Annotated in this window: 13 protein-coding genes and 1 pseudogene; 8 read left to right on the top strand and 6 right to left on the bottom strand. The window is 42.2% G+C overall.

The window, feature by feature from the left end:
- The first annotated feature begins 2 nt into the window (after positions 1–2).
- Positions 3–668 carry an amino acid ABC transporter permease gene (locus ABC357_RS12740; protein ID WP_412887867.1) on the top strand — a complete coding sequence of 222 codons (666 nt, stop codon included), beginning with the start codon at positions 3–5 and terminating at the stop codon, positions 666–668.
- A 13-nt stretch (positions 669–681) separates the two neighbouring features.
- The gene (locus tag ABC357_RS12735; protein ID WP_412887866.1) at positions 682–1,422 is read left to right on the top strand and encodes an amino acid ABC transporter ATP-binding protein; all 741 of its coding nucleotides are present in this window, start codon (positions 682–684) and stop codon (positions 1,420–1,422) included.
- A 77-nt stretch (positions 1,423–1,499) separates the two neighbouring features.
- On the opposite strand, the gene ABC357_RS12730 is transcribed toward ABC357_RS12735, so the two are convergent.
- Positions 1,500–2,723, bottom strand: a complete 1,224-nt coding sequence (locus ABC357_RS12730) for an MFS transporter (protein WP_412887865.1) — start codon at positions 2,721–2,723, stop codon at positions 1,500–1,502.
- Positions 2,724–3,025: 302 nt separating this feature from the next.
- Here ABC357_RS12730 and ABC357_RS12725 point away from each other — a divergent pair, with 302 nt between their 5' ends.
- On the top strand, positions 3,026–3,394 hold the full coding sequence (locus tag ABC357_RS12725) for a VOC family protein (protein WP_412888658.1): 369 nt from the start codon (positions 3,026–3,028) through the stop codon (positions 3,392–3,394).
- A gap of 49 nt (positions 3,395–3,443) precedes the next feature.
- Here ABC357_RS12725 and ABC357_RS12720 read toward each other — a convergent pair whose 3' ends face one another.
- The 3 genes and pseudogenes from ABC357_RS12720 to ABC357_RS12710 form a co-directional block, all read right to left on the bottom strand.
- On the bottom strand, positions 3,444–4,499 hold the full coding sequence (locus ABC357_RS12720) for a sensor histidine kinase (protein ID WP_412887864.1): 1,056 nt from the start codon (positions 4,497–4,499) through the stop codon (positions 3,444–3,446).
- Positions 4,496–5,167, bottom strand: a complete 672-nt coding sequence (locus tag ABC357_RS12715) for a response regulator transcription factor (RefSeq protein ID WP_412887863.1) — start codon at positions 5,165–5,167, stop codon at positions 4,496–4,498. Before ABC357_RS12715 ends, ABC357_RS12720 begins: the two co-directional genes overlap by 4 nt.
- 259 nt (positions 5,168–5,426) lie before the next feature.
- A pseudogene (locus ABC357_RS12710) lies at positions 5,427–5,905 on the bottom strand (DinB family protein).
- Between the two features lie 208 nt (positions 5,906–6,113).
- Between ABC357_RS12710 and ABC357_RS12705 the strand changes: the two are divergent.
- From ABC357_RS12705 to nspC, 5 genes are all read left to right on the top strand, one after another.
- Entirely contained in the window at positions 6,114–6,467 is a 354-nt protein-coding gene (locus ABC357_RS12705; protein ID WP_412887862.1) for a hypothetical protein, read from the top strand.
- Between the two features lie 702 nt (positions 6,468–7,169).
- A complete protein-coding gene (locus ABC357_RS12700) occupies positions 7,170–8,642 on the top strand; it encodes an aminotransferase class I/II-fold pyridoxal phosphate-dependent enzyme (RefSeq protein WP_412887861.1) in 1,473 nt (490 codons plus the stop codon).
- 4 nt (positions 8,643–8,646) lie between these two features.
- Positions 8,647–9,498: a polyamine aminopropyltransferase gene (gene speE, locus ABC357_RS12695; RefSeq protein WP_412887860.1), complete on the top strand. Its 852-nt coding sequence runs from the start codon at positions 8,647–8,649 to the stop codon at positions 9,496–9,498.
- Positions 9,499–9,527: 29 nt separating this feature from the next.
- A complete protein-coding gene (locus tag ABC357_RS12690) occupies positions 9,528–10,727 on the top strand; it encodes a saccharopine dehydrogenase family protein (RefSeq protein WP_412887859.1) in 1,200 nt (399 codons plus the stop codon).
- A 1-nt stretch (position 10,728) separates the two neighbouring features.
- Positions 10,729–11,856 (top strand): carboxynorspermidine decarboxylase, encoded by a 1,128-nt coding sequence (gene nspC / locus ABC357_RS12685; RefSeq protein ID WP_412887858.1) that lies wholly within the window; start codon positions 10,729–10,731, stop codon positions 11,854–11,856.
- Positions 11,857–12,217: 361 nt separating this feature from the next.
- On the opposite strand, the gene ABC357_RS12680 is transcribed toward nspC, so the two are convergent.
- Together ABC357_RS12680 and ABC357_RS12675 are read right to left on the bottom strand one after the other, a co-directional pair.
- Positions 12,218–12,436, bottom strand: a complete 219-nt coding sequence (locus ABC357_RS12680) for a hypothetical protein (protein WP_412887857.1) — start codon at positions 12,434–12,436, stop codon at positions 12,218–12,220.
- A complete protein-coding gene (locus ABC357_RS12675; RefSeq protein WP_412887856.1) occupies positions 12,423–12,953 on the bottom strand; it encodes a hypothetical protein in 531 nt (176 codons plus the stop codon). Before ABC357_RS12675 ends, ABC357_RS12680 begins: the two co-directional genes overlap by 14 nt.
- Positions 12,954–13,202 lie beyond the last annotated feature (249 nt).

Below are 13,202 nucleotides of genomic sequence, written 5' to 3'. Positions count from 1 at the left end.
AAGTGTGGAGTTTGGCTCATTTTTTCCAAACCTTATATGATACAAAAGGCGTCTTTCTGGATGCTATGTGGTTGACGCTTAAACTGACTGTGGTAGCACTTATAATCGGCATCGTGATCGGGCTGGTTTTTGCACTTTTAAAACTAACGAAAAGCAAGGTTTTAGGTTTTATTTCGGATATCTATATCTTTTTAGTCAGAGGGACCCCTTTGATTGTCCAGATCTTCATTTTGTACTTTGGGATCAGCAAGATCTTCCTGATTCCGGATTTTTGGGCAGCCGCTTTAGCGTTGGCTTTCCATAACGGAGCGTACATAGCAGAAATCTTCCGGGGGGCCATTCAGGGAGTTGACTCCGGCCAATCAGAGGCAGGGCGTTCCTTGGGGATGTCCAAAGCTTTGACGATGAGAAGGATTATCCTTCCTCAGGCATTTCGGAGCGCACTGCCGCCGCTTGGAAACCAATTTATTATCGGACTGAAGGACTCTTCTCTTGCTGCTTTCATATCAATGGATGAATTGTTCAATGTATCTACTACACTCGGAAGCAATAACTTTGATGAAATGACTTACTTATTGATAGTTGCGGTCTATTATCTCATCCTTGTCGCCATTCTGACTATCGCCGTGAATTTAATGGAAAAGAGAATGTCCGTATATGACCGATAAGGGGGAATGAAACATGGAAAAAGAATTGATACGGATCGAAAAGCTAAATAAATCCTTTGGAAACCTGCATGTTCTGAAAGATATCGATTTGACGGTGAATGAAGGGGATGTTGTCTGCCTTGTCGGCTCGAGTGGTTCTGGGAAGAGTACGCTCCTACGCTGCATCAACTTCCTGGAAAAGAAAAACAGCGGAAAAATCATCATTGACCAGCAGGAAATATCCAGGAAGTCGCATGATATTAATAAAGTCCGCCAAAGGGTAGGAATGGTTTTCCAGCATTTCAACCTATTTCCGCACAGAACAGTTCTTGAAAATGTCATAGAAGGGCCGCTCATGGTTAAGAAAGTAAAAAAAGTGACAGCCAGACAAGAAGGGATGGCGTTATTGAAAAAAGTCGGGCTTGAAGATAAAGCGGATGTTTATCCGAATAAGTTATCAGGAGGGCAAAAGCAGCGTGTTGCTATTGCAAGAGCTTTAGCGATGAAGCCGGATATTATGCTTTTTGATGAACCTACCTCGGCATTGGACCCAGAATTAGTAGGGGAAGTACTGACTACAATGAAGGAATTGGCCGAAGAAGGAATGACCATGGTCATTGTTACACATGAAATGGGATTTGCCAGAGAGGTGGCGGATTGCATGGTGTTCATGCATGACGGGAGAATTGTTGAATCCGGAGACCCGGATGGCTTTTTTGAGAATCCTAGTGAAGAGAGGACGAAGGAATTCCTTAGTACGACCGGTTTGAAATAATGGCGGGATATGCATGAGCCGCCCCGGCTGACAGAAAGGTACACCGATAACAGCATGGTGTACCTTTCAATATGGCGTTAAGGATCTATGATTTCTGTCTGTTCTGTAAAGTAGCGGCCTTTTGAAGGAATCAATGCAATGGCCAATAGTGCCAGTGCAATCAATGTGCCAACTGCAGCAAAGGCAAGACAAACAAACTGCAAAGAGAACCATTCCGCCAAGAATCCAAGAATAAGGGTAAGGATAATTTGTATCATTCCCTGGACCATTTCTGAAAGGCTACCGAATCTGCCCATTATGCCTACAGGAATATTATTTTGGAAAAAAGTTGAGTAGCCTGTACTTGCGAATGCCATAAAGAAACCGAGAAAGATAAAGGATGCTGTTGCTGTCAAAAAGTTGTAGGAGCTATAAAAGAGCATATATCCCAATGAAGTTAAAAGCATGCCTATCCCTATATACATCTTTAACTGGATCTTGTTGGCTACTATGGCGGAACAAAAGGCTCCGGCTAAAGTACCCACACCGCTTATGCTTACTATTAAGCCATAATCCCGGTCCGTTAATTGCAGATGCTGTTTGATGAAGGTCACTTCCTGTGAATCTATGGCAAACCCTATCAACCAAGCCCCTTGGAATAAAACATATATAAACATAAAAAATTTCGCCTTTATAACGAATTCCTTTACCGTTCGCCAATCCTGCACAACCGTCTTCCAATGTGAAAGCGCCTTTACATGCTTCTCGGCATCCTCGATATTCGGGAGGAAACCGATAAAAAGTGCACACAACATAAAGGAAATGGCATTCATAAAGATGCATACTTCTGTACCCACATACATTATTAAAAATCCCGCTATTGCAGGACCTAATAAAAATGCACCCGAGTTGGCCATCCCTAAAATGGAGTTAAATCGTTTGCGCTTTTCAGCAGGAATCAATTTGGTTATGTAAATCGTTGAACTAGGCCCAAAAAAGGATCCTATCATATTGATTAGCAGCAATAAAAGGTATAGTGCTGTTATGGAATCGAGAAAAGGAAGTAAGAAAACCAAAACGCCTCTCATACAATCAACAATAATCATCAGCCTCTTCTTGTTGATGCGGTCAATAATGCTCCCTGCCCAAATATTAGTGATCAAAACGGCTACAGGCCTAATGATATAAAGTCCGGCAACGGCTGCTGCAGAACCGGTTGAATGCAAAACGGAAATATTTAAGGCAATTAAGTAAATCCAATTGCCTAGGTAAGAGATGCCAATGCCTGTTAACAACAAAATTGGATTTTTCCAACCTTTCAACAAAATGCCCCCCCATTTCTTGTTGTGTAGTGCACTGTATACTATTCTCTCTAACTTATGATATTCCTTTTCTTTAGGCTGCCTACACGTATCAAGACCAATTAGAGTGTTATTCTACAAGAATGTTGTTATGTATGTAAAGGTGATGGAAGCCGCCTTGTATGAAAAAGCAAAAATTCAAATCGTGGTCGTTTAATGATGATAAGATAGCCTTATGGATTAATATAAAATGAATTGAATTTTATTATGTGGAAAATGATTATATGATAAAAGGGATTATTAATCATGAAGGGATGATTTCTATGGCCTATCATTTTACAGGAATTGACCATATACAACTTGCTGCCCCAAAAGGAAGCGAAGAAGAAGCAAGAGCTTTTTTTGGAGGCATTTTGGGACTTGCGGAAGTAGAAAAGCCTGAGCATTTGAAAGAAAGGGGAGGGGTATGGTTTTCTATCGGTTCACAGCAAATCCATATAGGAATCGAACATTCGTTTATCCCTGCGAAGAAAGCGCATCCTGCTTTTGAAGTAGATCATATCAGTGGGCTGAAAGAGCATTTGCGTTCAAAAGGCGTGAAAGTGGTGGAAGATTCCCTTTTGCCCGGCGCCGACCGCATCTATGTGGCCGATCCTTTCGGCAACCGGATCGAAATTCTTCAGTGGATATAGGAACCGGTTAGGAACAAGCATCAATAGAAAAAAGAATCCAACCGATTTTTTATTGGAAGGATTCCTTTTTATGCATTGGCAAACAGATTGTAAAAACAGTCCCTTTTTGGGGCTCGCTTGAGACAGAGATAGAACCTTGGTGCATGTCTACAATTTTTTTAACAATGGAAAGTCCAAGGCCGCTGCCGCTTTTGGTCCGCTCCCTTGCCTGGTCTGCTTTATAAAATCTCTCGAAAATATGGAATTGGTCTTCCTTGGAAATTCCGATTCCGTTGTCTGTTATTGAGATGATTGCTTCTCGGCCAGTTTGTTTCAGACTTACTGAAATGCAGCCATTATGTGGCGTGAACTTTATGGCGTTGTGAATAAGATTGGTCCATACTTGACTCATTAAATCTTCGTCGGCACAGATGTCCACTCTGCTCAAATCAGCATTCATTTCTATGTTTTTTTTCAGCCAATTCGGTTCACATGCCAAAATAATGGTTTTGAGCTGCAGATCAAGCCGGTAGTCCTGTTGATCGAACGGATGGTGCTCTGATTCCAATGAAGTCAGTTTAAGCAGGTTATCACTCAGCTTGGATAACCGGCGGCTTTCGGTTTCAATGATTGATAAATAGTGGTTCCGCTCCTCTGGAGTCAGATGGCCTGTTTTCAGGGCCTGAGTGAATCCGACAATCGATGTAAGAGGCGATTGGATTTCATGCGATACATTTGAAATGAACTCCTGCCTTAAATCCTCCATCTGTTTGAGCTGCTTTGTCATATGGTTAAAGTGGTCGATGATTTCTGTCATTTCCCATCTTTGTTCTACCTGTAGGTCCAATTTGACACTGAAATCGCCGCCTGCGATTTTCTTAAGGGCTGTTATGATTTCCTGGTAAATCCGCTGCTGCTTGTCATGATTGAAGAAATGGATCAAATAGCCAATCAAGAAAATAAGGGTCGAGCTGGTAAATATGGTTGCCAGATACTGAATATATGGAGGGGGATGGATAGGCAGCAAATAGATAATAAAATATCCGGCAGAAAAACAGGCAGCAATAAACAAAACCATGGTTGCTCCGCCGAATACCATCTTCAAATAACCCTTTGAATTTCTCATGCGATTTCCAAACGGTAGCCCAAGCCCCATATGGTTTTAATGTGAAATGGACATTCAGTGCCTTGGAACCGCTCCCTTAATCTTTTGATATGGACATCTACCGTCCGTTCATCCCCTTCATAATCATAGCCCCATATATCTTCAATCAGCTCTTCCCTCGAGAAGGTTTTGCCAGGATAGCTTCCTAATTTGAATAACAATTCAAATTCCTTTAAAGGAATGGTCAAGTGATCCCCTTTAAAAAAGAGTTCATGCCGCTTGCGGTCCATCTTAACATCGCCGATGAACAAAGTTTGTGAAGAAGCAATTTTAGACCGCTTCAATAGCGCGTTCACCCTCATGACTAATTCGATCGGTTCAAACGGCTTGACCAAATAGTCATCGGCACCAAGCCCGAAGCCTTTTACTTTTTGGGATGTTTCCCCCTTTGCTGTCAGCATTAAGATAGGAAGGTCGCTGAATATGCGCAGTTCCCTGCAGAGCTCCCATCCATCCATCTTTGGCATCATTACATCAATGATCGCCAGGTCCACTTTTATTCTCTCAAGGATATTCAATGCTTGAGAGCCGTCGCCAGCTTCGTAGAGGTCATAACCCTCTTTTGTTAAGAATAAGCGCAAGAGTTCGCGGACATGGGCATCGTCATCGACAATCATTATTTTTGCCATTCTTCATCTTCCTTTTATGTGTAGTTTAAACATCCGAAAGGAGTATGCCAGATATCTGTATCATGCCTTCTTCCCTCATTATACCCGGAACTGTTGGATTAATCAGTCTTCAGAAAATGGTAGGGGTATGTACAATCTATACTTCCTTCAAGAAGGCGAGTATATAAAAAAGATATGAATTAAATATGAACGAACTCAATGTCGAAATGAACGACGAAATGAGGGAGGGAAGGTGTGCAAATAGCCTAATGTTCCCATTCTATTCAGAAAATATATTTCTGCCGATCACATTGGCCGTGACAGGTGTTATGCCTTCTTCTCTTGCCCATACAGGAAGTTGGCCAATATGATGGATATCATGGACGATGATATGGTGCATCACTTCATTCCATGTGCTGGTCTGAATGTGACCGTTTGGAGTTTGTTCGTACAAAATCCTAGTTTCCATGGAAGGATTCCATAGATTTACAAAAGTACTGACTTCTTTATGGTATTGTTCATTCAATTTCTTTCGTTTTTCAATAGAATTAACATGGTCAAAGTTATCCAATGGAGCTATTTTACCTTGAAGAATGCGAATCCAGCTCTATTCGACATCAATAATATGAAATAGGGTCTTCAGTATGTTGCCCATTCCGCCTGTCCGTGGGCGGAGCAGGTCATGTCCATTCAACTTTCGCACCAGTTGAACCATTCTTCGCGTACTTGCCAATTATAGTGGAAAAAAGTTTCATCCAGTCAGCTCCTTCTTCTATTAAGCTCTTTTTTATTGAATCGATCCATTTCATCAGTGTCCTCTTTACATATATCCTTCTATAGTGGGAAACCATTAATAGGGTTTTTTTATTTGAAACTATTTTAAAAGGGAAGAAAATGATAACTAGTATTAAATGTTCTTAGTCAACATAGACTTTTCATAGCATTATATTTTCAGGGAGATGAAGCTATGGATTTCAAAATGAAGAAAGCGATTCTACTAGCTGAAAATTTGAAGGATTTTGTCGCATTTATATACACGTTCCAAGGGAAAAAGTTAAGCTCTCTGTTACATATGGATAAATTGGTCCAGGTAAGATTACTGGCCGAAGAGTACCAATTTCAAATCATTGCCGATGAGCTTGAACGAATCAACCAGTTTAGCTGGAACGGAAAATATACGCATCTTTTGGTGGAGGAATTGCAGGAAGGAATAAACGTCATTGCGGAATATGCAGAAAGGAACTACGATGATTTATTCCTGTTTACGGCCAGGATCGATACATTGAAGAAACTCATTGTTTTAGTAAGGGAAAGTGGTTGATGGCTGAAGAGGAGAAAAAAATGACCAGTCGAAAAAGGAAAAAATAGAGAAAAATGTATTTTTTTGTTGCAAATTTTTTGGTGGGTTGTTATTATAACGGGGACGTTATTTTTGGAAAGCAAATATACAGTATGAGGGTCTTTCCAAGCAAATAAATTTGACCACTTTCCCGAGGGAGAGTCAAGGCCATACGGACAGCCGGGTCAACTGCCGATTGGCAACTTCGTTGCCTTATTGATTGAGTTAGAAGCTCAAATTTTATAAGTTGGTTACTTTATAACCGGAGTGTGCATACGCACATCAACTTGTGAAACGGTCAATAAGAGTAGTAAAAGTAATTATTTGCTATATAGACTCTAGGAAACCTATTCTGTTATATTTGGATATTAAAAAGCATACTTTTTTTGAATCTATCCTTTTTTATGATGGAAGTGTATGTATGCTGCTTTTTAATAAACAGATTTTAAAGCAAGTGATGAGCGTTTACGCCTATATTCACTTGCTTTTTTTGTTGTTGATGCGGAATGCAAATCAATGAGGATACATATTTCGGCAGTTCTGTTGCTGCAGGTAGTTAGGGACTAGGCTGAATCGAGCCACCTGATTTTCAAGGATGACCATCATCCAGATTTATGAAAATGGGAATCTATCAATATGTACGCTCCGAATGGTCGAAATATTCAGTGGAATGGAGGTCTACCCATGGAAAATGACAAAAAACCTAAATGCCTAAAACAGGAACATGCGCCAATCTATGAAGCTTTAGAGCAATTAAAGGAGAAACGGATCGTTCCATTCGATGTCCCAGGCCATAAACGGGGAAGGGGAAATCCAGAATTGACGGCATTTTTGGGAGAAAAATGTGTTTCAGTCGATGTCAATTCAATGAAGCCGCTGGATAATCTTGTCCATCCAGTTTCAGTCATCAAGGAAGCAGAAGAGCTGGCTGCACAGGCTTTCGGTGCTGCCCACGTTTTTTTTATGGTCAATGGCACTACCTCGGCCGTACAAGCCATGGTGCTTACTGCATGTAAAAAAGGGGATAAAATCATTCTTCCGAGGAACGTCCATAAAAGTGTAATTAATGCATTGGTGCTGTGCGGGGCTAAACCTGTATATGTAAACCCGGAAATGGACAAGCGGCTAGGGATATCCCTCGGAATGTCCGTTAGCCAGGTGGAAAAAGCCATACTGGATAATCCGGATGCCAAAGCGATTTTAGTAAATAATCCGACCTATTACGGCATCTGTTCGGATATAGAGGGAATTGTAAAGCTTGCACATCGGCATGGCATGCTTGTGCTTGCCGATGAAGCGCACGGCACACACTTGTATTTCGGAAAAAATCTTCCTATATCCGCCATGGCTGCCGGAGCAGATATGTCAGCGGTCAGCATGCATAAGTCCGGGGGGAGCCTGACGCAAAGCTCTTTCCTTCTTATGGGGCCAGCTGTCAATACAGGGTATGCAAGGCAAATTGTCAATTTGACACAAACGACAAGCGGCTCCTATCTATTGCTTTCGAGCCTTGATATTTCCCGGCGAAATCTAGCGCTGAATGGGGAAGGCATTTTCAGGCAGGTAATGGAGCTGTCTGATTATATGCGAAGTGAAATCAATAAGATCGGAGATTATTACGCTTACTCGCGTGAATTGATCAATGGAGACAGCATATATGATTTCGATGCCACCAAGCTCTCGGTCCATACACTGGATATCGGCCTTGCTGGTATTGAGGTATATGATCTCTTGCGCGAAGAATACGATATTCAAATTGAATTTGGCGATATTGGAAACATTCTCGCCTATGTGTCGGTAGGGGACCGCAAGCGGGATGTTGAAAGGCTTCTAAGCGCTCTTTCGGAGATCCGCAGGCGGTTCGGAAAGGATAAAACAGGCCTTTATACACAGGAATATATCGATCCTCAAGTGGCTGCTACACCACAGGATGCCTTTTATGCTGATAAGGAATCCTTGCCTCTCCATGAGACAGCGGGCAGGGTATGCAGTGAATTTGTAATGGCTTATCCGCCTGGGATTCCCATCTTGGCCCCTGGTGAGAAAATTACAAAAGAGATCATCGATTATATCGCTTATGCTTTAGACAAAGGCTGCTCCATGACAGGACCAGAGGACCGGAGCATACGCAGATTAAATGTACTGAAAGGAGTGTAGGGCGATGGAATTATGGTTCAGTGAACAGCACACATCCAATGTAAAGCTTTCCATCAGAGTGGAAAAGCAACTATTCAGTGCCCAGAGCGAATTCCAGCGGATCGATGTATTCGATTCTGAAGAATTCGGACGTTTCCTGACACTTGACGGCTATATGATGCTTACTGAAAAGGACGAATTCATCTATCACGAGATGATCACACATGTACCGATGGCGGTGCACCCTAATCCGCGCAATGTTCTCATTATAGGAGCGGGAGACGGGGGAGTGCTGCGAGAGCTATCGAGATACAAACAGGTTCAGCATATTGACTTGGTGGAAATCGATGAGATGGTGATCGATGTCTGTAAAACCTATTTTCCACAAACAGCATGCAGTTTCGATGATTCCCGTTTACAAATCCATTTGGAGGATGGGGTGAAATTCATCCGGACATGCGAAAACAAATATGATCTGATTATTGTGGATTCGACCGATCCGTTCGGTCCCGGCGAAGGCCTATTTACGAAGGAGTTTTATGGAAGCTGCTATAAAGCCCTCCATGAGGATGGCATTATGGTCAATCAACATGAGAGCCCGTTCTATGCGGGGGATGTGGCAGCTATGCAAAGGGCGCATAAACGAATCGCCGACAGTTTTCCAATCAGCCATGTGTATCAGGCACATATTCCTTCCTACCCTTCAGGGCACTGGCTGTTTGGTTTTGCTTCTAAACAGTACCATCCCGTTTCTGATGTGAACATTGAAATGTGGGATAAAAACGGCATTAAAACGAGGTATTACAATACGAAAATACATACGGGCTCCTTTGCTTTGCCGACCTATGTGAATGATCTTTTGAAAGAAGCGGAATAAAAAATATAGTATGATAGGAGACAGATAAAATGGGAAAAGCACTTATTATCGGTTGTGGAGGAGTGGCTTCCGTAGCCATTCATAAATGTGTACAAAATAGCGAGGTTTTCGAGGAAATCTGCATTGCAAGCCGGACGAAGTCCAAATGCGACGACCTGAAAGCAAAGCTTGAGGGAGGAAACACAAAAATTACTACTGCCCAAGTGGATGCTGATCACGTTGAAGAACTCATTGCATTAATAGAAGAAGTGAAGCCTGACATCGTGATGAATCTGGCATTGCCTTATCAGGATCTCACCATTATGGATGCGTGCCTTGCAACAAAAACGAACTATTTGGATACAGCGAATTATGAACCGGAAGATACGGCAAAATTTGAATATAAGTGGCAATGGGAATACCGGCAACGTTTCGAGGAGGCTGGCATTACTGCCCTTTTAGGAAGCGGATTCGACCCAGGCGTTACCAGCGTCTTCTCGGCATATGCCCTGAAGCACCACTTTGATGAAATTGAATACATTGATATACTCGACTGCAATGCAGGCGATCATGGTTATCCATTCGCGACGAATTTCAATCCGGAAATCAATATTCGCGAGGTGTCCGCCAATGGACGTTACTGGAAAGATGGAGAATGGATAGAAACGGAGCCGATGGAAATCAAACGTGTGTATAATTTCCCTGAAATAGGCGAAAAAGATATGTATTTGCTTTATCATGAAGAACTTGAATCGCTTGCGCTTCATGTTCCAGGCCTAAAGCAAATCCGTTTCTTTATGACATTTGGCGAAAGCTATTTAACCCATTTGAAATGCCTTGAAAATGTAGGCATGACATCAATTGAGCCTATCGTATTCGACGGGAAGGAAATGATTCCTCTTCAATTTTTGAAGGCGGTATTGCCTGATCCTGCTTCACTTGGCCCGCGGACAAAAGGAAAAACGAATATCGGCTGCATTTTCCGCGGAAAAAAAGACGGAAAAGAAAAAACGTATTATGTCTACAATGTATGCGACCATGAGGAATGCTATAGAGAAGTGGGTTCTCAAGCTGTTTCCTACACGACTGGTGTTCCTGCAATGATCGGGGCGATGATGCTGATGACAGGAAAGTGGAATAAAGCAGGTGTATTTAATATAGAAGAATTTGATCCCGATCCATTTATGGAAGCGTTGAACAAATGGGGATTGCCTTGGGAGGAAAGCTTCAATCCGGAGCTAGTGGATTGAGATGAGATTGGAAGAACTGCCGACACCATGCTATGTGGTGGACGAAAACCTGATTGAAAGAAACCTGCACATATTAGGCCGTATCATGGAGCGTACAGGCTGCAAAATTATCCTGGCGCAAAAGGCTTTTTCGATGTACGCAATATATCCTTTGATTGGATCCTATTTAAGCGGCACAGCGGCAAGCGGATTATATGAGGCCCGGCTTGGACATGAAGAAATGGGGAAGGAAAACCATATTTATTCGCCCGCTTACCGCGAGGAGGAAATGGAAGAAATCATTTCCATATGCGACCATATCGTTTTCAATTCCTTTTCCCAATTGGAGAAATACGGAGCAAGGGTGATAAACGCGGGGAAAAGCATCGGAATCCGGATTAACCCTGAATGCTCTACCCAGGAAGGCCATGGTATGTACGATCCTTGCGTGGCAGGGTCGAGATTCGGTGTGACACAAAAGCAGTTCCGCCCCGAGTGCCTGGATATGGTTTCAGGACTGCATTTCCACACGTTATGCGAGCAGGGGGCTGACGCATTGGCTAAGACACTTGAAGCTGTAGAAGAAAAGTTCGGGCAATGGCTTCCGCAGCTGGAATGGATCAATTTTGGCGGGGGGCACCATATTACGAAAGAAGGATATGATATTTCGTTGCTGGAAAAGTGCATCAAGCAAATGCAGGAAAAATATGGTCTGACTGTCTATCTGGAGCCGGGTGAAGCAATCGCGCTGAATGCAGGCTTTCTTGTCACTTCTGTACTGGATACGATGGAAAATGGGATGGATATCGCTATACTCGATACATCAGCATCCTGCCATATGCCTGACGTTCTGGAAGTTCCTTATCGTCCCCCGCTGTTTCATTCAGGAGAAGCTGGTGAAAAGGCATATACCTATCGTTTAGGCGGCCCTACATGCCTTACTGGGGATGTAATTGGGGATTACTCATTTAATAAGCCATTAAAGGGCGGTGATCGACTCGTATTTGGCGATATGGCCATTTACTCGATGGTGAAGAATAATACCTTCAACGGAATGGCATTGCCGACAATCGCACTAAAAGAAAAAAATGGCGAATGCCGCATTCTGCATCAATTCAGTTATCAGGATTTTAAGGGCAGACTATCCTAAATATCGAAAATAGGGATTCCACAAAGCCGCTGAATGGCTTTGTGGAAGTCCCTATTTTTCTCTTTAGTCAAATATCAACGAGTGCCATTAGGAAATTGCAGCCCAATATTTAGCCACGCCATTTTGCATAAATGGGTACATGTGATGGAATGGCCTGGTTATACAGACTAAAAATTATCGTATGCCTTTGGAAGAATTGTCGAGTGCTATCGTTTCATTATGCAGGAATAAAATGGGCCTAAAAAAATCAATATGAAAAAAGGCGCAGGCACTGGGAATCAGCCAGCCTGCCCTCATTAAGAGAATGAAGTAATAAGGGTTGCGTTTATGAATAAGTGGCTAAACCATTTCTGTTGAGGAATCAAATATAGTGCGTAAAGATAAGCCCGCCAATCAATATGCAAACACCCATTAAAAAAACAGCGGATAATTGCGGGGAAAAGAAGAGGCGCTTTTTGGTTAATCTGCCATTAAGAGCCGCTTTTAGAATCCGTTGTTTTTCGGCATGGCCGACGTTCCCGCGCTTAAGGATTGTATTATCCATCTGTTGTTTTAAAGTGCTAATGTCACGATTGATCACTGATAAATCCCCCTAACTTCCTTGCGATTTTCTTTTCGGCATAATGCAGCCTTGATGTTACAGCCTTTGGATCTAAGTCTGTTATATATTGAATTTCTGCTATAGTTAGTTTTTCATAGTAGAATAAAAAAGTTATTTCACGGTATTTTACCGGCAATGAAAGCACATAGAGTGGAAGAAGTCCCATTTCACTGCCGTGAGCCTGTTCTGAATGTTTGATGAAAAGGGAACTGACATATTGGGCGGCATTCCTAAATTTGTACCAACGCATTTTAGAAACATGTTTACATAAAGCGGTGGTTTCCCGTAATAGCCATTGTTTTTGAAGGGTTTCACCATAGTTGACATCCAATACTCCATAGCAAGAAATAAATACTTCCTTTGTCACTTCCTCAGCTGCCCGCCAATCCTTTATATAGATGTAAGCCAGCTTTTTGACATTGGATCCGTATTGGTCGATCAGCATATCCAGGCATTCAGCCTTAGTGGGGTTTATACGTTTGCTGCAGGACATCAATGAAAGCCACCTCCATCTATTTTCGTCTATAGTAGTATGACGATCCTATAAAGGAAATAGTTTCGGGAAACTGATTTTTTTAGTGTTTTTTTTAACCAATAAGCTATTCAATGATGGGTATGTATGCTCTCCAGGCAGTTGGGGTGACCTAAAGGAATGATGTTTATCGCAACCGATTAATAAGAAAGGCAGAAACGTGATTTTATACATGTTTCTGCCTTTCTTCAATTGATTCTAGCTAACGGCAAT

The organism is Bacillus kalamii (genome assembly GCF_047238185.1).
Taxonomy (GTDB): domain Bacteria; phylum Bacillota; class Bacilli; order Bacillales; family DSM-1321; genus Bacillus_AD.
Note: the sequence above shows the minus strand (reverse complement) of the source record. Positions and strands in the feature narration are given on the sequence as shown.

Coding starts and splice junctions, on each gene's coding strand:
- ABC357_RS12700 (WP_412887861.1), top strand. CDS start 7,170: ATGGAAAATGACAAAAAACCTAAATGCCTAAAACAGGAACATGCGCCA.
- ABC357_RS12715 (WP_412887863.1), bottom strand. CDS start 5,167: ATGGCAAAAATAATGATTGTCGATGACGATGCCCATGTCCGCGAACTC.
- nspC (WP_412887858.1), top strand. CDS start 10,729: ATGAGATTGGAAGAACTGCCGACACCATGCTATGTGGTGGACGAAAAC.
- ABC357_RS12690 (WP_412887859.1), top strand. CDS start 9,528: ATGGGAAAAGCACTTATTATCGGTTGTGGAGGAGTGGCTTCCGTAGCC.
- ABC357_RS12705 (WP_412887862.1), top strand. CDS start 6,114: ATGGATTTCAAAATGAAGAAAGCGATTCTACTAGCTGAAAATTTGAAG.
- ABC357_RS12725 (WP_412888658.1), top strand. CDS start 3,026: ATGGCCTATCATTTTACAGGAATTGACCATATACAACTTGCTGCCCCA.
- ABC357_RS12735 (WP_412887866.1), top strand. CDS start 682: ATGGAAAAAGAATTGATACGGATCGAAAAGCTAAATAAATCCTTTGGA.
- ABC357_RS12720 (WP_412887864.1), bottom strand. CDS start 4,499: ATGAGAAATTCAAAGGGTTATTTGAAGATGGTATTCGGCGGAGCAACC.
- speE (WP_412887860.1), top strand. CDS start 8,647: ATGGAATTATGGTTCAGTGAACAGCACACATCCAATGTAAAGCTTTCC.